This is a genomic window from Virgisporangium aurantiacum, assembly GCF_016863635.1.
In the GTDB taxonomy this organism is placed as follows: domain Bacteria; phylum Actinomycetota; class Actinomycetes; order Mycobacteriales; family Micromonosporaceae; genus Virgisporangium; species Virgisporangium aurantiacum.
Genome location: NZ_BOPG01000029.1, coordinates 15939 through 38803 on the forward strand (window position 1 = coordinate 15939; position 22865 = coordinate 38803).

The window sequence follows — 22865 nt, forward strand, 5'->3', positions numbered from 1 at the left end:
GGCCTATGAGAGCCCGCCGTCGCGTTGTCCGCCTCGCCGCCGCACTCGTCGTCCACGCGGTCGTGCTCCTGCCGGCGTCCCGGGCTCCGGCCCGCGCTCCCGCCGAACCGCGGGTGGTCACCGTGGCCACCACCGGCACCGTCGACTCGCTGAGTCCGTTCCTCGCGCAGCGGGTGCTGCCGACCAGCACGCACCGGTTGATCTACGACTTCCTGACCAACTACAGCGCCGCCGACAGCACGCCGATCGGCGGCATGGCGACCTCCTGGACCACGTCTCCGGACAAACTCACCTGGACGTTCACCATCCGGTCCGGCATGACCTGGTCCGACGGGCGCCCGGCCACGGCGCGCGACATCGCCTGGACCTACCGGCTCCTGATGACCAACGCCGACGCGGCCACCGCCAACGGCAACTTCGTCGCGAACTTCCGCGAGGTCACCGCCCCGGACGAGGCCACACTGGTGATCCGGCTCGCGACACCTCAGGCCACCATGCTGGCGCTGGACATCCCTATCGTCCCCGAGCACGTCTGGCGCGCCCGGGAGGCCGAGATCGGCACCTTCCACAACGACACCGCCCTGCCTGTCGTCAGCAACGGGCCCTTCGTCCTCACCGGGTACCGGCGGGACCAGTACGTCGAGCTGTCCGCCAACGAGCGCTACTGGCGTGGTCGTCCCAAGTTCGACAAGGTCGTGTTCCGGATGTACCGCGACCTCGATGGGGCCGTCACCGCGTTGCGCAAGGGCGAGGTGGATTTCGTCAGCGGCCTGACCGGCGCCCAGTTCGACGCATTGGCGGGAGAGCGCGGGATCACCCGCAACAAGGCCCAGGGTAAGGGGTTCTACGCGCTGAACATCAACCCGGGCGCGACCACGACCGACGGTCGGCGGTTCGGCGACGGCCATCCCGCCCTGCGTGACCGCCGCGTCCGTCAGGCGATTCTGCACGCCATCGACACCCAGGTCATCGTGCGCAAGGTGCTCGACGGCCACGCCGAGGTCGGCTCGGGCTACCTGCCACCGATCTTTCCCGCCAACGACTGGACGCCGGACCCGGCGACGACCTACGGCCACGACCCGGCGCGGGCCAACCAGCTACTCGACGACGCGGGCTACCGGCGTGGCGCCGACGGGGTGCGCCGGGCGGCCGACGGTCGCCCGCTCACGCTGCGGCTGGCCGGCATGACGCGTCGGGCCGCCGACGCGCCGAACGCCACGTACGTCTCCGAATGGTTGGCGGCAGTGGGTGTGCGGGTCACCACGAGCGTCGTCGAGGAGGGCGCGCTGGCCGACCTGGTCGCCTCGGGGAACTACGACCTCGTGTTCGACAGCTGGCTGACGAACCCGGACCCGGACTACGTCCTGTACATCCAGACCTGCCGGACCCGGCCGACGGCACCCGGGCAGCCCTTTCCCGGGGCCAACTTCATGTGCGACGCCGAGTACGACGCGCTCTACGCGAGGCAGCTGGCCGAGTACGACCGGACCGCCAGGTCGGAACTGATCAAGGCGATGCAGCGGCGGCTGTACCAGGACGCGTACGTCAACGTGCTGTATTACCCGAACGTTCTGGAGGCGTACCGCGGCGACGCCATCGCGTCGATGCTCAAACAGCCGCAGCCCAACGGCATGTACAGCAACCAGGATGGCTACTGGAGCTGGTGGTCGGCGGTCCCGGCGACGTCGCGACCGGTGTCGAAGGGTCCGCCGGTCGCGGTTCTGCTCGGGGTCGCGGTTGCGGTGGCGGCGGTCGTGCTGGTGGTGGTCGTGGTCCTGCGCCGGCGCGCCACCGCGGGCGACCGGGAATAGGCCGCGTGGACCCGCTACCGCAGCAGGCGGGCGACGTCCCGACGCAGTGACGGCAACTGCGGGTAAAAGCGGTTGCCCGGACACTCGGTCGCGAGCCAGTCGCGGTGCCCGGAGATCGTGTCGACGGTGGCGGTCGCGCCGCTGATCGGATTGACGTAACGGGTCGTCCCCGACGGGTTCAGCCGCTCGACGCCGGCCAGCACCGCGAGCAGGGCGGCCAGCGACCGGCGCGCCGCCGTGGTGGGCAACCGGTCGGTGAGGTCGCCGAGGATCGCCACGCCGATGTTGCCGGCGTTGTACCCGCCGACGTGACCGGCGTTGACCATCGGTGGACGACCGTCCGGTCCCACGTCGACGCCCAGCGCCGGCACCGGGTCCGGACCGGACCAGCGGCCCTCGTACACCCGCCCGGCCTCGTCGATCAGCAGGTGGTATCCGACGTCTCCCCAGCCCAGCGTCACGGCGTGGTAGTAGTAGATCGCGCGCATCGTGGCCGCGGGATCGGGATCGTCGTTGGTCGTCGCGGTGTGGTGCACGGTCAGCGTCTGCACCGGGAAGTACTCCGCGGGCCAGGTCTCGCTGCCGTCCGAGCCGAAGCGCAGCGACTCGTCGGCTCGCCAGGCGGCCCGGTTCAGGTACCGGACGCCGCCCGGATCCCGGCCCGCCACCCGCAGCGGCTCGGCGGTGGGGTTGATCGGCCCCGTACCCGCGTTCAGCTCGACGACCGCTGTCGTCCCGGATCCCGGCGCCGAGGCGATGTCGTAGCCGACGGCACCGGGCGCCGCGAGGAGAGCCGACCCCGTCGCGTCGGCCTTGTCGTCGCGGCCCGCGCCGCACGACCGGACCGCCGTCCAGTCGCCCCATCCCGACGCGAACCGGGCCCGGAACGCCGGGCGGTCCGGCCCGCGCCACTGCACCGTCAGGTGGCTCAGCGGAAACGCCGTGGCGTCCACACGCACGCCGGCGGCCGACACCGCGCGCCGCCGGGCGAGGACACGCGGGCCCACGGTCGGGCCGCGCCCGGCCGCGGCGGACGGTTGCGCCAGGGGAAGGCCGGCGGCAACGGCGCCCGCAGCGGCTAGGACGGTTCGTCTGGTGATCACGGCAGCTCCTCGGTTCGCCAATTCGTGCACGGGCGGTCCCGCCCGACTTCACGATCGCCGATGGCCGGGACGGCCCGGGTCGCTGTTGCACCGGCGGTCGCCGCGTGCAATCGATCCGCATCGGTTCCGGATCCGGTTCTAGCGTCGTGCCGCACGGTACAGCCGCGGACGACTTCGGAGGGACGCGTGAACGACACCGCACGGGTCTGCATCGTCGGCAGCGGGATGTCGGGACTGAGCGCCGCGTTCCTCCTGTCCCGCCACCGCGACGTCGAGATCACCGTCTACGAACGCGACGGCGTCTTCGGTGGCCGGGCGAACGTGGACGCCGGGGGCGAGCACTGCCCGCGCGTCTTCCTCGGCGACTACGTCCTGCTGTTCGACATGCTGCGGGCCATTCCCGACGGCGACGGTCGAACCCTGTTCGACGCCCTCCACCGGCCACGGCGATATTTCCGCACCGCGCGCCACGGCTGGCGCGAAATCTCGCACATGTACGCCCTGCTGTCCAAGGAGCTGCCACTGAGCGAGAAGCTCAGGATCGTGCGGCGGGTCCGGCGCTCGCCACTGGTCGCCGAGCAGGGGACGCGCGCCAACACCAACAGGTACGGCTCGATGCGCAACTACTCGTTCCGGTCGCTGACGCGGTTGTCGGCCAGCGTGTTCCGATCACGGCGGGCGTACGTTCTCGACGGGCCGACCGATACGTGCCTGACCGGGCCGTGGGTCGACCATCTGGCCGACCGGGGCGTCACGTTGCACCGCGACGCCCCGGTCGAGGCCATCCACCCGGCGGCCGACGGGGTCCGGGTGCGCGTGGGCGGGCGCTGGGAGCACTTCGACGCCGTCGTCGTCGCGGCGTTCGTGTCCGACACGGCCGACCTGCTGACCGCGTCCGGGATCGGGCACCGGCTGCGGCGCCTGGAACACATCCACTGCAAGAGCTTCACACTGACACTGGACCCGGCGGAGAAGATCCTGACGACGGCCGACCGGCCGGCGGTCTACTGCTACGAGGGCGTCAATCTGCTCCTCCAGCCGCGCCAGCGCCGGTGCGTGGTCCTGTGCATCAGGTCCGCGAGCACCGCCGAGGACTACGTGCTCGGCCAGGTGCGTGAGCATCTGGGTCTGGAACACGACCTGGTCGACGTGCACGTGCGGGACAACCAGAAACCGCGGGAGGCCGTGTACTCCGCCGACTACGTCGATCGGAACCGGATCCTGCGGCACGCGCACCCGCGCCTGTACTTCGCCGGCTCATACCTGCGCAACAGCTACCCCGTCGACTCGGCCGAGGCCGCCGCCCGCAGCGCGTTCGACGCGGTCCGGCAGCTCCGGCACGACCTCGCGCTGGCGGACACGTCGACCGACCGGAAGGCGGCGCGGCCATGACCGAGCACTTGTGCGAGGGCATCAGTAAGCAGAGCCCGCCCGGTCAGGGCGGGTCACCACGAAGTGGGGACCCGGCATGACCGCGGGCCGTCGGCGGGTGGCCGTGATCGGCGCGGGTGTCTCCGGCCTGACCGCCGCGTACCTGTTGCAACGCACCGCCGACGTCACCCTGTACGAGGCCGACGACCGGCTCGGCGGCCACGCGCACACCCACGACCTCACCGTCGCCGGTCGTCGACTCGCCGTCGACTCGGGGTTCATCGTCTGCAACGAGTACACCTACCCGACGCTGCTGCGGCTGTTCGCCGAGCTCGGTGTGTCAACCCAGCCGGCCCGGATGAGCATGTCGGTGCGCTGCGAGGGCTGCGGGCTGACCTACGCCGGCGCGAACGGGCCACGCGGGGTGTTCGCCCAACCGACGAACGCCGTGCGGGCCCGGTTTCTCGCCATGATCGGGCAGGTGCCGGTGTTCCACCGCCGCGCCCGGGCGCTACTGGCGCACGGCAACGGGGTCGTGGCGGGCGACGGCGGGGAGCCGACGCTCGGCGAGTTCCTCTCCGCCGGGCGGTACACGACGTACTTCGTGCGGCACTTCGTCGTCCCGTTGGTGTCGGCGGTCTGGTCGTGCGGCCCGCAGCTGGTCGCCGAGTACCCGGCCCGGTACCTGTTCACGTTCCTTGCCCATCACGGCATGCTCGGCCTGGGCCGGACCTTCGGGTGGCAGACGGTGCCGGGCGGCTCGCGCCGCTATGTCGATGCGGTGACGGCGCGGCTGTCGGCGGTGCGCACGGCGAACCCCGTGCGCGCGTTGCGCCGCGACGCCGACGGGGTGGAGCTTCGCGACGGGTCGGACACCGTCGTGCGGTTCGACGCCGCAGTGGTGGCCACGCACGCGGACCAGGCGCTGGCGCTGCTGGCCGAGTCCAGCCCGCAGCAGCGCGCGGTGCTCGGCGCGTTCGCCTACTCCCGCAACGAGGCGGTGCTGCACTGCGACGGATCGGTGCTGCCGGACCTGCCGACGGCGCAGGCGAGCTGGAACTACGTGCTGCCGGGGTGCGCGCCCAGTCCCGGCCGGGTTCAGGTCAGCTACGACATGAACCGGTTGCAGCGACTGGGAAGCGAGGTTCCGCTCGTGGTCACCGTCAACGGTGACGGCCGGATCCGGCCCGACCACGTGCTCGCGAGGATGGTCTACGAGCACCCCATCTACACCCTCGCCGGACTTGCCGCACAGCGACGGCTGCCGGCGATCAGCGACGCGACGGTGGCGTTCGCCGGTGCCTATCACGGCTGGGGTTTCCACGAGGACGGTTGTGTGTCCGGTGTGATGGCCGCCCGACGCCTGGGAGCGGTGTGGTGAGCGCCGCGGTGATGTACGAGTGCGTGCTACGGCACATGCGGATGATGCCGGTGCGGCACGATTTCCGGTACCGCACCTACCAGTGGCTGGTCGACCTGGACGATCTCCCGCGGCTGCCGGCGCTCCTGCGCCCGCTCGCGCGGTTCGAGGCACGCGACCACCTCGGCGACCCGCGCGCCACCATCCGGTCCAATGTGGACAGTTTCCTCTCCCGGCACGGCATCGACCTCGCCGGCGGTCGGGTGCTCATGCTCGCCAACGCACGCGTGTTCGGCCACCACCTCAACCCGCTGACGCTGTTCTGGTGCCGCCACGCCGACGGCACCCCGGCCGCCGTGATCGCCGAGGTCCACAACACCTACCGGGAACGGCACTGCTACCTGCTGTTGCCCGACCACACGGGCCGTGCGGAGATCGTGAAGGACTTCTACGTCTCGCCGTTCTTTCCGGTGGACGGCGCGTACCTGCTGCGGGCTCCCGAGCCGGACGGGCGTCTGGCGGTCAGCGTGGTGCTGCGCCGCGGCGACGGAACGGCGTTCGTGGCGAGCCTGCGGGGTCGCCGGCGTACCGCTCGCACCGCGACGCTGGTCCGCCTCGCGCTGCGTTACCCGTGGGTGACCCTGCTGGCCAGTGCCCGAATCCGGTTGCACGGCGTCCGGCTGTACCTGCGTGGCCTACCGGTGCAGTCCCGACCGTCCGCACGCGTGGACGTGCGGCGAGAGAGGAGCGGCAATGACGACCAATGAGAACCGGGCGGCCGCGCCGCCCGTGGATCCGTGTCGCTGGCCGGATCTCGCCGACGTGCCGTGCGCGCCGGTCCGGGGCGCGCTCACCGCCGCCGTGGTGCGGCCGATGGCGCGGCGGCTCGGGGTCCGCGTCGAACTGCCGGACGGACGCGTGGTCGGGTACCCGGATCCGCAGGCTCCCGTGATGCGGCTCCACCGGCCCGACGCGGTGAACCGGCGCTTCGGCGCGCGCGGACCGGTCGGACTCGGCGAGTCCTACCAGGCCGGCGAGTGGGACGCCGACAACCTGCCGCGGCTGCTGTGTACGGTCGCCCTGCGGCTGGAGCCGATGCTCGGCGGCCCGCTCGGACGGCTGCGCCGGCTGCCGGGCCGCCGGTTGGCCGTCACCACGGTTCCCGCTGGCGCCCGACGCGACGTCCAGCACCACTACGACCTGTCCAACGACCTGTTCGCGCTGTTCCTGGACGAGACGATGACGTACTCCGGAGCGCTGTTCGACACCGACGCGGACGGGCGGCCAGTGGCGTCGCAGGCCCTGCTCGCACCGGCACAGCGCCGGAAGATGGACGAGATACTCGACCGCTCCGGAGTGGGGCCGGAGACCCGGATGCTGGAGACCGGGACCGGATGGGGCGAGCTCGCCATCACGGCGGCCCGCCGGGGCGCGTTCGTCGACACCGTGACACTGTCGCGGGCACAGTACGAACTCGCCCGGCGACGGGTGGCCGACGCGGGGGTGGCTGACCGCGTGTCCGTGCGGTACGGCGACTACCGCGACGTCGAGCCGGCGCCGGCCGGCGGGTACGACGCGATCGTCAGCGTCGAGATGGTCGAAGCGGTCGGCGAGCGGAACTGGCCGGAGTACTTCGGCTTCCTCGACCGGCTGCTGGCTCCCGGCGGTCGCGTCGGGTTGCAGACGATCACCATGTCGCACCGCATGTTCCTGGCGACCCGCGGCGTTCGCACGTGGATCCTGGAGTACATCTTTCCGGGAGGTCTGATCCCGTCCGTGCGCGCGATCGAGGAGGTCTGCCGCGCCCACACCACCCTGCGGATCCGGTACCTGAACGCGTTCGGCCCGCACTACACCGAGACCCTGCGGTTGTGGCGGGAACGGTTCGACCGGCACCGGGCGGACGTCGTGGCACTCGGGTTCGACGAGACGTTCCTGCGCACCTGGCACCTGTACCTGTCCTACTGCGAGGCCGGGTTCGCCGCCGGATACCTCGACGTCAACCAGTTGGTCCTGGAGCGTGCGTCGTGACCGGCCCGGGCGCCGTGCGCACCGACGTCGCCGGCCAGGTCGCCGCGCTGGCCCTGCGGGTCATCGGCGGCGAGCTTCCGATTCGGCTGCGGGCGTGGGACGGCAGCGAGGCGGGCCCGGCCGACGGGCCGGTGCTCGTGGTCCGCGACCGCACGGCGCTGCGCCGGCTGCTGTGGCATCCCAACGAGCTGGGGGTGGCGCAGGCATACGTCGCGGGTGAGATCGAGGTGGAGGGTGACCTGACCGACGCGCTGCGCCGGGTGCGACGCCGCTTCCCGGCGCGCGCCGACTCCCGGGTCCGCATCCGCGCCGGCGACGTGCTGCGCGCGGCGGTGGTCGCGGTCCGGCTCGGCATCGTCGGCGCCCGGCCGGCGCCGCCGGCGGGCGAGGCCAGGCTGACCGGCCCGGAGCACAGCCGCGAGCGCGACCTGGCGGTCGTGTCCCACCACTACGACCTGTCCAACCGGTTCTACGCCCTGATACTCGATCCCACGATGGCGTACTCGTGCGCGTACTGGCGCGGCTTGGGGCCCGGCTACACCCTCGCCGACGCGCAACGCGACAAGTTGGCGCTGATCTGCCGCAAACTCGGGCTGCGGCGCGGCATGCGGCTGCTCGACGTCGGCTGCGGATGGGGCTCGTTGACCATGCACGCCGCCCTGCACCACGGCGTGCGGGTGACGGCGGTGACGTTGTCGGAACAGCAGCGGGCGCACGTCGCCCGGCGCATCGGCAACTGGGGGCTGGGTGACCTCGTCGATGTGCACCTGCGGGACTATCGCGATCTGCGGGGCGGCCCCTATGACGCGATCGCCTCCGTGGAGATGGGCGAGCACGTCGGCGCCGAGCGGTACGGGGACTTCGCCACCCGGCTGCACGGGCTGCTGCGGCCGGCCGGGCGCCTGCTGGTCCAGCAGATGTCGCGCAGCTGCGGCTCACCCGGCGGCGGCCGGTTCATCCAGACCTACATCGCCGCCGATATGCACATGCGGCCGGTCGGTGAGACCGTCGACCTGCTCGAACGCGCGGGCTTCGAGGTGCGCGACGTCCAGGCGATGCGCGAACACTACGTCCGTACGGCCAGGGCGTGGCTGGCGACGATCGAGCAGCGGTGGGCCGAGGTGGTCGACCTCGTCGGCGAGCCGACCGCGCGGGTGTGGCGGCTCTATCTTGCCGGCGGTGCGCTGGCCTTCGAGCATCGACGGATGGGCGTCGACCAGATTCTCGCCGTGCGGCCCGCCGCCGACGGCTCCAGCGGCCTGCCGCTGGACCGCGCCGCCCTCGACCTCTCTCGCCCTGACCCGTGCCGCTGGTGATCAACCTGGATACGATGCCCGGCCGCGACGTGCCCGTCCCACCGCGGCCGGCGGGACGGGCACCGCGATCCGTTTAGACGCAGGCCGTCCGGTACCAGCCCCAGATCCGCGTCTGCACGTCGGCGTACACGCACCGAGTCGGCGAATAGATCATCGCTGACCAGGAGTATGTGGAGTTGCGACCGATCAGCTGCGTCACGCGGGGGAGCCCGTCACCGCGGTCCGGCTGGATGGCGCGCAACCAGGTCGGATCGGTGTCGAGGTACATGCGTGCCCAGTTGCTCTGGCAGCGTGGTGACCAGCGCAGTTCCAGTCGTTGCTGGACGGCCGGAAGCTGCACGTGGGCGACCGTGACGGCGTCGGCCGAACAGCCCGTGGACTCCGGGTTCTGGTACGTGCAGGCGGGGCCCGAGCAGGTCGCGGCCTGCGCCGGCGCCGCCGTGGCGGTCAGACCCGCCGCGACCAGCACCGCCAGCAGCATCGAGGAACATGCTCGCTTCATCCATCCCGGCATTGGATACCTCCTGGTGTCATTCGTTTCGGGGACGAGGTGGCAGCGTAGGAGCGGTCCGGCGGCCGCTACGGCTGCTTTGCACCTCGACGCGGACGGTGCAACCGGGCTTGACCCCTACACTGGACGGCGTGCCCAGGGCGCGCGTGACCAGCGTCGGGCGGGACCGGCCGGACGCTGATCGGCTGCCGGGCGACCTGCCGCGGCGCGTGGCGTGCGAGGAGCGCATCGCGTGGATGCTCAGGGTCAACCGGCGGTACGGGGCGCAGCAGCGGTTCCAGCGGCTCGGGCCGTTCGCCGAGGCGTACGCCCGGGCCCAGCGCCGGCCGATCTCGGTCAGCCAGCTGAGCCGCTGGGAGAGCGGTCACACCCAGGTCCGCCTCGACGTCGTCCGAGGCTACGAGAAGACGCTGGGATTGCCGCCCTTCACGCTCGTGGGCGTCGCCGACGCCGTGTTTCGCAACGAGAGCAACGGCCTCGCCCTCACCCGGCTGGCCCGACCGGACCGCGACCCGGTCGAGGCGGAGCGGCGGATGAACCACCTGCTCGACCGGGTGCTCAGCGCCGACGTGATGACGGGACTGGACTGGGACGAACTCACCTGGGCGCTCACCTCGGCGGGCCGCGTCTTCCTCCGCACGTCGGACTGGCGTGCCCTGGTCAACCGGCTACTCAGCGAACAGTTGATCGCCTCCGGAGGCGCATGGCGGTTCCGCAACGAGTCCGCCCAACGGCTGCTGTGGCTGGGGTCGAGCCGGCCGCACGTGATCGGCGCGTGCGCGGATCTCGTCCGCGACCGGCGGAGTCAGATCGTCATCGAGCCGCTGGTGATCATGGATGTGGTCGATCATCCGGAGGCCAGCCGGCTGCTCATCGAGCAGGTGCTCGACCCGGCCAGCGACCAGGCGTTGCGGGGGGCGCTGCTCGGCAGCGCCGCCCACGTGCGTCTCAACCTGTTCCGGCCGGAGCAGCTCGACCGGTTGGGTTCGGCGATCGCCGACCGGTTGCTGGGCCTCGACGCCGACGCCGGCATCCGCCAACTCGCCGGCGAGGTGATCGCGGAGCTGCCGGTGCCGGTGCGCACCCGCGTCGTGCGGCGGATCCGTCGGCTCCTCGACGACGACCTCGATCTGCGCCACGTGCTGACCGCCCGGCGCACCGCCAGCATCGAGGTCGGCAACGCGCTGGCCGCACGTGTGTCGGCGAGCGTCGTGGCCCGGCTCCCGGACGACGTCGACACGCAGGTCGAGGACGTCCTGCGCCAGTTGGTCACGGAGATCCTGTGCAGCCCGAACCCCGAGGCCCGGTTGCACGCCGCGCAGTTGCTCGGGGCCACCCCGCTCGCCGATCCGATGGCCGACGTGTTGTGCGACGAGACGGCGCGCGCTGCGCGGACGCAGGATGGCTCGACGATCGCGGCGGTGCTGACCGCGTTGCCGTTCCTCGGCTCGGCGCGGCACCGCCGGATCGTCGAGCACATGGTCCTGGCGACCGGCGTGCCGCCACTGGTGCGCAACTCGGCCGCGTGGAACATCGGCCACCTGCCCGGACGGAGCACTGACCTGTTCTGGCGGCAGGCGATCGCCCGCCACAGCGACGCGGCACACCGGCGGCCGGGCCGGGACTCGACCGCACTGCGCGGCCTGGTGTACTCGTTGGGCATCACCGGGCACGAGACCCTGCTCGCCACGATCGCCGCCGATCCGACGATGCCGCCCGGTGCCCGCTCCGCCGCGCAGTGGTGGCGCGACCTCCCCGGTGTCGTGTCCACCAGCGCGAAACTGTGAGGTGGACACCGGAGCCACGCCGTCAGCGTCTGCTGGGCACGCGTCGGGCCAGTTCCCGTCGCGCCGGTGCGGCGGGATCGGCGACGGCGCCCGCAGTCTGTGCGACGACCGCGGCGTGGCGACTGGCGTCAAGCCGGGCACCGACGCGGGCCAGGGTCCTGTCGTCGGGGCCGTGGGCGATGTGGAAGTGCGAGGCGGCGACCGGGGCGAGGTGGCCGCCCCAGACGACGGTGCCCGCGCAGTCGACGAGGATGTCCGCGACGATCGCCTCGTGGTGTGGCGACAACGGTTCGCTGCCCCCGAGCGGGTAGGCGGTGGGATGCATCGCGACGGCGGTGCCGGAGAGGTAGTTGGATTCGAAGTCGGCGCGGACCGCCCGGTTCGCCATGTACCCGGCGACTCCCCCGCCCTCGCCGGTGTCGAGCCGGGCGATCTCGTAGTGCCACCGTCGGGCCACGTGCAGGAGCACCGCCGCGACGGCGCCCCCCCGCAGCAGCACGGTGGCGGCGGATCCGGCGACGCGGTGCGCCGTGATCTCTGCCGGATCGATACGCCATCCGTTGGCCGACACCGGACCGGTCCGTCCGCGTGGCGGCCTGGCGCCGGCGGTACCGGGCATGGCCGGTACGAGGGCGAAGGCGCCCGCCGACGCGGCGCCGGCAAGCAGGCCTCGTCTGGTGATCATGGTGTCTCCCTCACTGTGCGTCGAGGACGTGCACGCCGGGATCGGCGGCGGTGCGCCAGACGTCGTGGTCCAGCCCCCAGCCGGGCGCGAACTCGTACTCCCTGATCTGGTTCAGCGACCAGTTCTCGGGAAGCGGAAAGCCGAGATTTCCCGAGTAACCCCAGGACATGCCCGACACCAGCGACCAGCGGGCGCCCACCTCGCGGGAGATGCGGATACACACGTTGCGGGATCCGTAGACGCCGAACGCGTAGCGGTTGCCCAGGCCGGCCAGAGCCGCCCTGACCCCGTCGAAATACGGCTTGATGTTGCTGTCGATGTCGATGTCGAGGGCGTCGTAGTCGACCGCGAAGTAGATGCAGACACCGGCGGGCAAGCGGTGCTCGACCGCTTTCAGGTGGGCGCGGTTGCCCTGGTCGAGCCCTTTCTGATGGGTGAAATTGCCCAGCTGTGTGCCGTTGTACTGGAAGATCGGAAACAGCCTCAGCCCCGCGTTCAGGATCGTCTGGGGCTCACCGGGCTTGAGCGCCTTGTTGAGGAAGTAGGGATCGGTCGGCGGGAGGTGCTCGTCGAGGTAGCGGCCGACGATCCGGTATCCGGCGGCCCAGAGCTGGTTGCCGCGTTGGGGGGTGATCTCGGTGATGCAGTCGCAGCCGCCGGCCGGTCTCGCGCTGTCACCGGTGGAGACGAGCAACTGCGCCCACGTGGTGTAGTTGTTCGCTCCGGTGACGGGTATCTGCGAAAACGCCTGGAAGGCCTGGACCCACGCGACGTGGGTGGCTGTCTGCGCGTCGGTCACGATGTCCGGCGGGTGGTAGCTCAGCGGGGTCTGTGGCGGGCCCGGCAGCATCGTCGGGGAGTTGAAATGGCACGCGGCGCGGAACAGGCAACGCAGGTTGCCGGTGAGAGCCCCGGACCCCACCCCGGCCAGGCCGGCCTGTGTGCCCGGGCCGAAGTATCCGTTGATGGAGCCCACCGGGATGCCGATCTCGTACTGGATGGCCATCATCAGGCCCTGCTGGACGTCACGGGAGTAGTAGCCGTCGCAGGGAACCAGATTCATGGCGGGGATACCCACCTGGGCCACGTAGCGCGTGTTCAGCCACTGCTGGACCGACCTGGTCGTGGCGTTGCCGCCCGGCACCAGCCGGAACTGATCCATGCGCAGCAGCCCTTTGACGACGTACGGCCACATGTCATGGCGCTGCACCGGGTCGCCGTAGGCCAGTCCCGCGTCGCAGTACACCTGCTCCAGGGCGATCTGCGAGTCGTTGTTCCAGGCGCCGTGGTTGGTGGAACACCAGTAGCCTTTGCACCAGAGCGCCGCGTTGTAGATGCGCCGGAGGTTCGCGTTCGGCTCCTGCGCCGGCAGCGTGTTACGCACGCAGACCGCGTTGAAGGTGCCGGGGCCGAAGTTCTGCACGGTGGGAGAGATGCCCAGTTCGTGCTGGAGCCCCTGGGTGAGTGAGAGGACCGTGCCCCAGCCGGTGCGGCCGTTCTCCGGGCACGGCACGAAGCCGGGCACGCCGGCGTATTCGTCGTTGACCCAGCGCTGCGCCGTGAAGACCTGGATGTCGGCGAGTCCCGTCCACGGTGCGTCGGGATCGATCGTCGAGCCCGGCTGGGCGTACATCGTCAGGTTTCCCGGACACTCGGTGTCGAACCCGTGGGAGTGCGGAAGGATTCGGGGACCGGCCGGCCGGGAGGCTTCCGTGCGCAGGTGCCGGATCAGCGACCGGTACGCCTGTAGCAGCGGCTCGCTGGCGAGATGGTCGGACCGCATCAGTCCGCAGATCGAGTAGAAGCCGGCGTTGCGTCCGAGGCCGTCGACGTAGCCGGGCGCGTTGGCCTCCCCACGCTCGTACCCTCGGCCCTGGTAGATGTTGCCGTGCTGACAAATCAGAAAGTTGTAGGCGATGTCGCCGTCGAAGGTCTCCTCGTCGGAGCGATGTTTCTCGTAGATCGACGCGATGTCCTTCAGGCAGTCCTCTTCCGACGCGTAGCCCCCGCCGATGATCTGTTCCCCGCCCCGATGGTGGATGAACACTCCGCCGTCCGGATCCCAGTTCGGATTGGTGCTGGGCGCCGGATCAGCGGCGGCGTGTCCGCGCCACGGGGGGACGACGTGGACGGCCCAGTCCGCACGTGGGTGGATCGTGATGCTCACGACTCTGCCCGCCTCCTCTCCTTCGATCAGATGGAGGTGACGCTAGGCGGGAACATCCGCGTCCTGACGGCTCGTTGCAGCCCGGGCATCGTCGTGCAATCGCGAGGCCGTCGGCCCCATCAGGGCGCAATCTCGACGACGACCTGACGTCCCGCTCGCGACATACCGGGCGAACACACCGGAGGGATCAGCACGATGCACGATAAGAAAGCGACACGACTCACCCGTTGGGGGATCCGGCTCGGCGCCGTCCTGCTGGGCACGCTCGTCGCCACAGCCGGCGGCGCATCCTCCGCACAGGCGGGGACGGCCGGGATCAACCCGTCGTCCTGCGGTACCGGCGAAACCTGGCGGCTCGCCGATTTCAACGTCAACGGCGCCATCATGAGGCAGGAGGTACGACACGCGTACGGCTGCGGCGGCGTCGGCTGGGGACGGCTGTCCCGCATCGGCGGATCCGGTCCAGGACTCGTCGTGATCCAGTCTGCCTGGAACCCCGGTGGCCCCAGCCAGGACGGCGTATCCGGCACCAACTGGACGTACACCGTCGACGCCAGTCCGGGCAAGGAAGTGTGCGCAGGCTTCCAGGCCTACTCCGTCGACGGCCTCGGCAACTGGCACTACATCAACTGGTTCTTCGGCGGCTGCTACCGAGCCTGAGAGGACAGACATGTCAACACGTACCCGACCGATCAGCGCGGTCCTCGTCATGCTGCTTGTGGCGGTCGCCGTGCAATTCGCCACGGCCCCGGCCCGGGCCGCCACCTGTTGGGGCGACTACTGCTCCGGGCAGGACCCGGAGGCCGCCGGCTGCAGCGCCGACGCTTCCCCGGTTGCTGCGGCTCGCATCCCCGGCACCTACTCGTACGTCGAACTGCGTTGGTCACCGTCCTGCAAGACGAACTGGGCCCGGGTGCCGGCCGCGTGGGGTACGGCATACCCGTGGCAGTTGCGGGCCACCCAATGCGCCACCGGCTACCAGCAGAGCGGGGTGGTCGGCAACAACGCCAACTACGCCTGGACCCGGATGATCTACTCGCCGACGCTGCGGGTCCGCGCCGAGTGGAACGGCCAGCCCGGCAGCGTCTGGACCGCGTGCGGATAGGTCGGGCTCGATCGCTCCACGATGGGCGCCGCGGCGGCGGGTCGTTTCCCGTCGCCGCGGCGTGTTCACGGGATCTACTGGACGAACACCGCGGGGCTTTCCGGCGAACTGGTGACGATCACCGGGGCGTAGGCGGCGCTGAGGTAGGTCTCCGTCGGGCACAGCGTCGACCCGGTCACCCAGGTGAACTGCTGGTTGGTGAAGGTGATCGAGTTGTCCTCGTTGGCGGCGACGCCGGTGAACCCGGCGGCGGCGGCCTCGAAGGTGCAGTCCACGGTGCCGATGATCGTGTTCAGCACGACGGTGGCCTGGATCGGCCCGACCTCGGTGGCGGTCACGGTGACGGCCTTGGTCGTTCCGTCGACCGACGCCAGGTAGGGCAGGTTGCCGACGGTGAGGCTCTGCACGCCGGTCACCCCGAAGGTGTTGGACGTGCAGTCGGCGAACGTCTGGCCGGTCAGCGACTCGGTCGCGATGCCGCCGGCCGCCGGGTTGGTGAGCACGGTGCCGGTGAAGCTGGACGTCGTGCACGTGACGCCGGTGGTGCTGTCGGGGGCGTTGAAGAACGTGGCGGACGTGCCGGTTCGCAGGCTGGCCGCGATCTCCGCCCCGACGGCCACCGCGGGGCCGTCGAGCGCGCCCTCGACGAGGACGTTCTGGTCGGCCGCCCGGGCCGGACCGGCGACGAGCAGACCCGTCGAGATGGTGAGCAGGACGGCGGCGTACCGGATGATGCGCATGTGGATTCCTTCCTCCAGGGGGACGGCACGGTCCCGCACGGTGCCGCGTCCCGGCTCCACCGAGGGCTGGGGGTTTCGGTGGAGCCGGTGACGGGCGGCACGCGGGGGTGTGCGGCGGGGATGCCGTGCCGCGCGGGGGTGGGTGTCGGGCCGCCCGGTGGGCGGGCCGGACCGGTCTTCCGCAGTGAGGCCGGACGTACGCCCGAAAGGGCGTTGAAATCAAAACCTCTCGAAGTTATAAACCTCAGAGGGTCTTAACGTCAAGTGAAGGATGTCGATGGATGTAATCGAGCCCGGGCCCCCGACCGGCGTCCGGGACCTGCGTCACCTGCCCGGCGCCCGCGCCGGCCGCGACCCGTCCCGGGCGATCAAGCGCGGCCCGAGTCGGCTGCCGCCGGAGGTCGTCGCCGCCACCCAGCGGGAGCGGCTGTTCGACGGGCTGGTCCACACGGTGGCGCAGAAGGGGTACGTGAACGCCCGCGTCGCCGACATCTGCCTTGCCGCCGGGGTCACCCGGCCCGCGTTCTACACCCACTTCGAGGGCAAGGAGGACGCGTTCCTCGCGACCTACCGGTACGGCACCGACCTGCTCTGGGCCCTCGTGGAGGCCGCGTACCGGGCGAGCCCGGAGTGGCCGCTCGCCGTGCGGGACGGCCTGCGGGTGCTGGTGAAGGTCCTCGCCGGTGTGCCGAACTTCGCCCGGATGGCGATCGTGGAGATCGACGCGGTCGGGCCCGGCGCCCGCGGCGAACGGGACCGCCTGCTGCGCCGGTTCACCGGGTTCTTCGTCGACGCGCCGGCGCCGTTCCCCGCCGGGGTCGACCGCGCCGAGATCGTCAACGCGGTCGTCGGCGGCGTCTATGCGACGATCCACCGGCACGTCGCCGCGGGAGGGCACGACCGGTTGCCGGACCTGCTGCCGTCGCTGACGTACTTCGCGCTGGCGCCGTTCCTCGGTCCCGGGGCGGCGGCCGAGGTGCTCGCCGCCGCCGACCGCGCCTAGGTCTTGAAATGACCTTCCAAAACCGGTAAGTCTGGATAAGAAGTCAAAACCTTCGATGAATCGGGACCGGTCCATCCGCAGGGACCGGTCCCGTCACACCGACCATTGCGCGACATCCGTGTCCAGGCGCACGGTGAACTCCACGGCGGTGACGGCCGCGCGCGCCGCGCGGATCGCCTCGTCCGCGGTCGACCCGTGTGCCCGCGCGTAACTCAGCCGCGAGTCCGACGAGTCCAGGGGCGTCACCCGGTCGCCCGGCGCGACCTCCACCACGACCTCGTCGACCACCCCGGCGACCGGGGCGGGCACCGACACGTCGGCGAGGACCCCGCCGACAGCCGAGCCCGCGTACCAGATCGCGGCGTACCGCCGCGGTGTGTCGGTCAGTGCGGTGCGGATCTCGTCCAGCAGACCGGTGGCGCCGAGCACCTGTCGCACCGTCAGCGTCACGAGGTCGACGCCGAGCGCGTCGTGGACGAGGTACGGCAACCGGTCGCCGCCGAGCCGGGTATGCGTCTCGATGAGGCGTGGCCCGTCGGCGGTGAGGACGATCTCGGTGTGCGTCGGCCCGAACGAGATCTCCAGCGCGTCGAGCACCCGGCCGACGTAGCGCGCCACCGCGTCACGGTCCTGTGTGGACAGTGGCGCCGGCAGCACGTGACCGATCTCCACGTGTCCGCGGACGGAGGAGTACTTGCGGGTCACGCACACGACTTCGTGCTCCCCGTTCTCGGAGAACGCCTCGACGCTGTACTGCGGCCCCTCGTGGAGCCGTTCGACCATGGCGCCGCCGCGGGTCCACGCGCTCTCCGCCGCGGCGTGTCGCAGCGCCGTCGCCAGGTCGTCGGCGCCGGTGAGCCGGCTGATCCCGATGCTTCCGGCCCCGACGGCCGGTTTGAGGACGGCCGGGTAGCCGTGCCGGTCGAGGAACCCGCGCAGCTCGGCGACCGAACCCACGAGCGCGTACGGGGTGTCGTCGACTCCGGTCTCGGCGAGCCGGGCCCGCATGGAGGGTTTGTGGTGCACCCACCCGACGGTGCGGCTGCTGTGCATGGCCAGGCCGAGGTGCGCACCGATCGCGGCGGCGCGGTCCTGGTCGCGCTCGGCGAACGACGCGATGTGGGTGAAGGGGTCGGCGGCGTGCAGCGTCGTCGCGAGATCGAGCCACGTCACCATCGGCGCGTCGGGTGGCAGGCCGATCACCGCGGCGTTGGCCGTCGGGTCCCGGAGCTTGGGGACGATCGGCAGTTGGCACATCACGGTCGTGCGCGCCCCGCCGGTACTGCGCAGCAGGCCGGGCAGCTCCATGCCGCCGCCGACAACCAGAACGTGCGCGCTCACGCTGATCTACCTTTCAACACAGAAAGAACATTGCGGTGTGAGCGTTGGAGCGAAGCGGAAGCGCTCACACCGCCCTCCCGCGGAGAACCGTTGTCAGAACGAGGAACCCGGCGGCCGCGGCGACGAGGACCGCCGCCAGCGCCAGCCAGCCGGCCGCGCCGAGACCCAGCACCAGGGCGGTCATCAGCACCGGGCCCAGCACCCGTTGAATGGCGTAACCGAGGCCGAACACACTGAGGTAGTCGGCGCCACGGTCGGCCGGCGCGACCGTGTACGAGACCTCCCAGGCGGCGATCGTGTGCAGGTTCTCCCCGACGGTCAGCAGCACGGCGATCGCGAGGCAGCCCGCCGCCAGCGCGGCGACCCCCGCACCGGCGTCGGCCAGTCGCTCGACGCCGATCCCGGCCACACAGGCGAGTACCAGGAACGCCACCGAGACGACCAGCCCCCGGCGGGGCCGCTGGGTGAGCCGCCGCATCCGGCCGAACACCAGTTGCAGCACCACGCTGAGACCGGTGTTGACGGCCATGGCCACCGACGCCACCACCGGTGAGAGGCCCAGCGTCGTGACCGTCCACAGAGGAAGGAGGATGAACAGGACCGAGTCGTGCAACAGCAGGACGCCGTTGGCGACGGTCAACCCGAGGAACGCGGGCTCGCGCAGCGCCGGCCGGGACCGCGGCTCGGCGGTCGACTCTTGCTCCGGTGGCGGCGCGGCGGCGGCCACGTCGTGACGCATCGAGAAGACCACGACCGCCAGGACCGCGAACGTGACCCCGTTGAACGCGAGCAGCGCCGCCACCGCCCAGCCCGGCGCGATGGTCAGGGCGAGACCGGCGAGCAGCGTGCCGGCACCGAGCGCCGCGTTGCGCGCCGCCATCACCAGCGACATGAGCCGCACCCGGGAGTCGGACCCGAACAGCCGCCCCACCAGCGCCTGCTGCAGCGGCGGGGTGGTGGTCTCCAGCCCGATCACCGCCCAGGTGAGCACGAGGAACGCCGCGAACCCGGTGGCCAGCGGGTAGACCAGATACAGCGCCGCGCGCAGCACGAGCAGGCACACGTAGACCCGGGTCAGCCCGTGGCGGTCGGCCAGCCGGCCGGAGACGAGCGGGGTGAAGATCGCCAGCACCGCACCGGCGGACAGGGCCACCGCCACCGACGCGGCCGAGAACCCGCGCACGGTGACGAAGTACAGGATCGCCCCGGCCGCCGCGATTCCGGTGCCGAGCGAGTCGACGGCCGCACCGGCCACGAACCGGCGCATCAGTTGCGCCGGGCGGCGTCCGGCCGGCGCCTCGGCCACGACGGTCATGTTCGCACCGGCCCGTCGACGAGGGCGGTCAGTGCCGCCCGGTCGACCTTGCCGCGCGCGTCGACCGGCATGCGGTCGAGCTCCCGGACCCGGTCGGGCAGCTGTTCCGGCGCCAGCCGGTCGAGCAGCACGGTCCGCAGCGCGCGCGGGTCGACGGGTGCCGCCGTCGTGTAGAACAGCACGATCCGTTCGCCCGCGCCGCATACGGCGACGGCGGTGACGACGCCCGGATAGCGCAGCGCCGCGGCCGCGACGTCGGGCAACGAGACCTTGACCCCGCGCCGTTTCACCATGTGGTCGACGCGTCCGACGATCTCGATGAGCCCGTCGCGGGTGCGGCGGGCCAGGTCGCCGGTGCGCAGCCGGCGCCGGCCCGCGGTGTCGTGGTCGAAGACCGTCGTGCCGCCGACGGCCCGCAGGTAGCCCAGCGCGAGATCGTCGGAGACCAGGCACAGTTCGGTGGCCGCACCGTCCACTGTGGGCAGTAGTTCCACGGCGGCGCCGGGAATCGGGCGCCCGACGGGAACGGTGACGGCATCGGCGTCCACATCGGCGTCCACAGTGGACCCGACGGTGTGGCAGAGCTTGATGACGGTGGACTCGGTGGGCCCGTAGAGGTTGAGCACCGTGGGCTCCGGTGCCACCGCCCGCCACCGCTCCAGCAACGCCACCGGGAACGGCTCACCCGACACCAGGAGCAGCCGCAACCGGTCGAGCCGGGGCGCGCCGGGGCGCGCCAGCGCCTCGACGAGCATGGCCAGCCGCGACGGCAACAGGCACAGCACCGTCGGCCGGAGGTCAGCAAGCCGCCGGAGCAGCGCGCCGCCGGTGGCGAGGGCGGCCGGCTCCACCACGGCCACGGTCGCGCCGGCCACCACGGCGCCGAGAGTCTCCTTGAAGGAGAAGTCGAACCACGGGTCGGCGGTGTTCGCCAGCACGTCGTCGCCGGTGAGCGCGAGGTGGTCGCGCTGCCAGGCGAGGTAGCGCGCGAGCGCCGGCCCGGACCCGCGGACCGTCTTCGCCGCACCGGTGGTTCCGGAGGTGGTGAGCAGGTATCCGCAGTCGGGGTCCGCGACGCCGGCCGGCGGAGCACCGGGCCCCTCGCCGTGCCACCACCCCGGGGCCGCACCCTCGAAAATCATCGTCTCGACGCCGGCGTCACGGCAGGCCGCCGCGGCGTCGACCGCCGGGTCGACGGGGAAGAACGGCCGGCCCGCGCGGACGCACGCCACCATCGCGGTGAGCGCGGCCGCTCCGCGCGGCAGCGCGACGGCGACCGGTTCGGACCGGCCGGCGGACCCGCTGGCGGACCCGCTGGCAGACCCGCTGGCAAGGCGATCGGCCAGCGCGGCCGACCGGCTGTCGAGCTCGGCGTAGGTGGTCGCCCGCCCCGACTCCACGATCGCCGGGCGGCCGGGATCGGCCTGCCGGAGGGCGTCGGTGAGGAGGTCGGCCAGGTCACTGTCCATCATGGACACTCAGTCCACCGGCTCTTCCGTCAGCAGCACCTCGGGGCCGGGGGAGTGGGTGATCCGCACGACCCGGTCGTGCCGCCGGAGCGCCACCCCGGGACCGGTATCGCCCACCACCCGCTCGCACCCGCCGTTGCCCCGGGCCCGGCGCAGTTCCGCGATCCGCGCGGCGCCGCCGATCGGCGGACCCGCCGTGGCACCCAGCGGAGCGAACCGGACGGTCGCGTCCGGTGGGAGCAGGGAGCCGGCCGCGGCGGGGCCGAGGTCGGCCAGCGCGGTGGCGAACGCGTCGAGGCTCCACACCCGGTCGCCGGCCTGCTGGCGCAGGTCGGTCAACCGCTCGGCCAGGCTCCGCAGGTAGCCGGCCAGTTCGTCGGGCGTGGGCGCCAGGTACAGGTCGCGCAGTTCGAGGGGCAGGCCGGTGCGGTCGGCGAGGTCGGCGACGATCGCGGCACCGAGCAGCGAGTTGCCACCCAGGTCGAAGAAGAAGTCGTCGGTGCCGGTGACGGGGTGCCCGTCGAGCCGGCGGCTCCACGCGGCAGCCACCTCCGCCGCGTCGACGGTAATTGCCAACACAGTGATTCCGATCGTTCGGGAATGGCCGTTCGAATTGACGGGTGGCCGCCACCGTACCCGACGAATGAATGCGACGGTAGTGACGATTGCAGTGGCGTCGGCCAATGATCAACGAGGTCGCAAGACGTTTACGGAAAACTGACACCGGACGTGACAGGGTTGATCCGCAACGCCTTGGATACCTGAATGCCGGGAAATTTACAGCACCGTGTCGAGGCCTTGGCGCGGTGTTAGGCTTCGCCGGCCCGCCGTATCCCGTGCACATTGCTGTGCATTCTTTGCGTCAATTAATTTACAGCGGGGGAATCGGAGAACTGTGACCGCGGGTGAATTCCACGAGCTCGTCAATTGCGTGTGGCGTGGAGCAATCGACATTCATGTGCACGCCGGACCCGACCCGGTGGCCGACCGGCGTTTCGACGCCTACGAGATGGCCGTCGCGGCCCGCGACGCCGGGTTGCGGGCGGTGATCTTCAAGAGCCACGAGTACCCGACGGTGCCGGTGGCCTGCCTGCTCAACCGGCTGGTGCCGGACTTCACCGTGTTCGGGGCCATCTCCCTCGACAACGAGGTGGGCGGGCTCAACCCGGTGGCGTTGGAGGCCTCGGCGAAGATGGGCGCGGCCAAGGTGTGGATGCCCACGTACGCGGCCGACCACTGGAGCACCACGTACTACGGGAAGCCCGGAATTGGGGTTCTGGACGACAAGGGCGCGCTGGTGCCGGTCGTCCACGACATCCTCGACCTCGTCGAGCAGTACGACATGGTCCTCGGCACCGGTCATCTGTCCACAGTGGAGCAACTCGAGCTGGTGTCGGTGGCGCGCAAGCGCGACCTCAAGACCGTCGTGACGCACGCCGACATGTGGATCCCGGTGGAGGCGCAGGTGGCGATGGCACGCCAGGGCGCCTTCATCGAGCACGCCGCGGTCGGCTGCATGCCCGCGTCGTTCGGGTGGAGCTTCGATCAGGTGGCCGAGGCGGTGCGGGCCACCGGTCCCGGCGCCTCGATCCTGTCGACGGACCTCGGCCAGACCGACAACCCGGCACCCGCCGAGGGCATGCGCATGTTCATCGCGGCGATGCTCCGGGCGGGGTTCACGAAGGACGAGGTGGAACTGATGGTCAAGGTAAATCCCGGACGCCTGCTCGGTCTGGGCGATTGAGAGCGG

Annotated in this window: 20 protein-coding genes; 11 read left to right on the plus strand and 9 right to left on the minus strand. The window is 71.3% G+C overall.

Annotated features, from left to right (window positions below; translation table 11 throughout):
- The first annotated feature begins 5 nt into the window (after positions 1-5).
- Positions 6-1811 carry an ABC transporter substrate-binding protein gene (locus tag Vau01_RS23090; RefSeq protein WP_203996240.1) on the plus strand — a complete coding sequence of 602 codons (1806 nt, stop codon included), beginning with the start codon at positions 6-8 and terminating at the stop codon, positions 1809-1811.
- 14 nt (positions 1812-1825) lie between these two features.
- Here the strand turns inward: Vau01_RS23090 and Vau01_RS23095 are convergent, their stop codons facing one another.
- Entirely contained in the window at positions 1826-2914 is a 1089-nt protein-coding gene (locus Vau01_RS23095) for a peptidoglycan recognition protein family protein (protein WP_203996243.1), read from the minus strand.
- Positions 2915-3100: 186 nt separating this feature from the next.
- Here Vau01_RS23095 and Vau01_RS23100 point away from each other — a divergent pair, with 186 nt between their 5' ends.
- The 5 genes from Vau01_RS23100 to Vau01_RS23120 all read left to right on the plus strand — a co-directional run bounded on the left by Vau01_RS23100 (position 3101) and on the right by Vau01_RS23120 (position 8992).
- On the plus strand, positions 3101-4306 hold the full coding sequence (locus Vau01_RS23100; RefSeq protein WP_203996244.1) for an FAD-dependent oxidoreductase: 1206 nt from the start codon (positions 3101-3103) through the stop codon (positions 4304-4306).
- 76 nt (positions 4307-4382) lie between these two features.
- A complete protein-coding gene (locus Vau01_RS23105) occupies positions 4383-5666 on the plus strand; it encodes an NAD(P)/FAD-dependent oxidoreductase (RefSeq protein WP_203996245.1) in 1284 nt (427 codons plus the stop codon).
- A complete protein-coding gene (locus Vau01_RS23110) occupies positions 5663-6412 on the plus strand; it encodes a DUF1365 domain-containing protein (protein ID WP_203996246.1) in 750 nt (249 codons plus the stop codon). The genes Vau01_RS23105 and Vau01_RS23110 overlap by 4 nt, the downstream gene beginning before the upstream one ends.
- On the plus strand, positions 6399-7676 hold the full coding sequence (locus tag Vau01_RS23115) for an SAM-dependent methyltransferase (RefSeq protein WP_203996247.1): 1278 nt from the start codon (positions 6399-6401) through the stop codon (positions 7674-7676). Before Vau01_RS23110 ends, Vau01_RS23115 begins: the two co-directional genes overlap by 14 nt.
- Positions 7673-8992, plus strand: a complete 1320-nt coding sequence (locus tag Vau01_RS23120) for a class I SAM-dependent methyltransferase (protein WP_239151791.1) — start codon at positions 7673-7675, stop codon at positions 8990-8992. The genes Vau01_RS23115 and Vau01_RS23120 overlap by 4 nt, the downstream gene beginning before the upstream one ends.
- Positions 8993-9065: 73 nt before the next feature.
- On the opposite strand, the gene Vau01_RS23125 is transcribed toward Vau01_RS23120, so the two are convergent.
- Complete coding sequence (locus Vau01_RS23125) at positions 9066-9473, minus strand: DUF2690 domain-containing protein (RefSeq protein ID WP_203996248.1); 408 nt, start codon at positions 9471-9473, stop codon at positions 9066-9068.
- A 161-nt stretch (positions 9474-9634) separates the two neighbouring features.
- Here Vau01_RS23125 and Vau01_RS23130 point away from each other — a divergent pair, with 161 nt between their 5' ends.
- Entirely contained in the window at positions 9635-11290 is a 1656-nt protein-coding gene (locus tag Vau01_RS23130; protein ID WP_203996249.1) for a helix-turn-helix transcriptional regulator, read from the plus strand.
- Positions 11291-11312: 22 nt separating this feature from the next.
- Here Vau01_RS23130 and Vau01_RS23135 read toward each other — a convergent pair whose 3' ends face one another.
- Together Vau01_RS23135 and Vau01_RS23140 are read right to left on the minus strand one after the other, a co-directional pair.
- Positions 11313-11975: a hypothetical protein gene (locus Vau01_RS23135; protein ID WP_203996251.1), complete on the minus strand. Its 663-nt coding sequence runs from the start codon at positions 11973-11975 to the stop codon at positions 11313-11315.
- 10 nt (positions 11976-11985) lie between these two features.
- Complete coding sequence (locus Vau01_RS23140; RefSeq protein WP_203996252.1) at positions 11986-14142, minus strand: glycoside hydrolase domain-containing protein; 2157 nt, start codon at positions 14140-14142, stop codon at positions 11986-11988.
- A gap of 195 nt (positions 14143-14337) precedes the next feature.
- Between Vau01_RS23140 and Vau01_RS23145 the strand changes: the two genes are divergently transcribed.
- Both Vau01_RS23145 and Vau01_RS23150 read left to right on the plus strand, forming a co-directional pair.
- Positions 14338-14802, plus strand: coding sequence for a hypothetical protein (locus tag Vau01_RS23145; RefSeq protein WP_203996254.1), 465 nt, complete (start codon positions 14338-14340; stop codon positions 14800-14802).
- Positions 14803-14812: 10 nt separating this feature from the next.
- Positions 14813-15247: a DUF2690 domain-containing protein gene (locus Vau01_RS23150; RefSeq protein WP_203996256.1), complete on the plus strand. Its 435-nt coding sequence runs from the start codon at positions 14813-14815 to the stop codon at positions 15245-15247.
- Positions 15248-15321: 74 nt separating this feature from the next.
- On the opposite strand, the gene Vau01_RS23155 is transcribed toward Vau01_RS23150, so the two are convergent.
- Positions 15322-15987: a Tat pathway signal sequence domain protein gene (locus tag Vau01_RS23155; RefSeq protein WP_203996257.1), complete on the minus strand. Its 666-nt coding sequence runs from the start codon at positions 15985-15987 to the stop codon at positions 15322-15324.
- Positions 15988-16264: 277 nt separating this feature from the next.
- Between Vau01_RS23155 and Vau01_RS23160 the strand changes: the two genes are divergently transcribed.
- Positions 16265-16990 (plus strand): TetR/AcrR family transcriptional regulator, encoded by a 726-nt coding sequence (locus tag Vau01_RS23160; protein ID WP_203996258.1) that lies wholly within the window; start codon positions 16265-16267, stop codon positions 16988-16990.
- Positions 16991-17083: 93 nt separating this feature from the next.
- Here the strand turns inward: Vau01_RS23160 and Vau01_RS23165 are convergent, their stop codons facing one another.
- The 4 genes from Vau01_RS23165 to Vau01_RS23180 form a co-directional block, all read right to left on the minus strand.
- On the minus strand, positions 17084-18331 hold the full coding sequence (locus Vau01_RS23165; RefSeq protein ID WP_203996259.1) for an ATP-grasp domain-containing protein: 1248 nt from the start codon (positions 18329-18331) through the stop codon (positions 17084-17086).
- Positions 18332-18395: 64 nt separating this feature from the next.
- A complete protein-coding gene (locus Vau01_RS23170) occupies positions 18396-19646 on the minus strand; it encodes an MFS transporter (RefSeq protein WP_203996260.1) in 1251 nt (416 codons plus the stop codon).
- Positions 19643-21118: an AMP-binding protein gene (locus tag Vau01_RS23175; protein ID WP_203996261.1), complete on the minus strand. Its 1476-nt coding sequence runs from the start codon at positions 21116-21118 to the stop codon at positions 19643-19645. The genes Vau01_RS23170 and Vau01_RS23175 overlap by 4 nt, the downstream gene beginning before the upstream one ends.
- 6 nt (positions 21119-21124) lie before the next feature.
- Positions 21125-21694, minus strand: coding sequence for an acyl carrier protein (locus tag Vau01_RS23180; RefSeq protein WP_203996262.1), 570 nt, complete (start codon positions 21692-21694; stop codon positions 21125-21127).
- A 352-nt stretch (positions 21695-22046) separates the two neighbouring features.
- Here Vau01_RS23180 and Vau01_RS23185 point away from each other — a divergent pair, with 352 nt between their 5' ends.
- Entirely contained in the window at positions 22047-22859 is an 813-nt protein-coding gene (locus tag Vau01_RS23185) for a DUF6282 family protein (protein WP_275423953.1), read from the plus strand.
- Positions 22860-22865 lie beyond the last annotated feature (6 nt).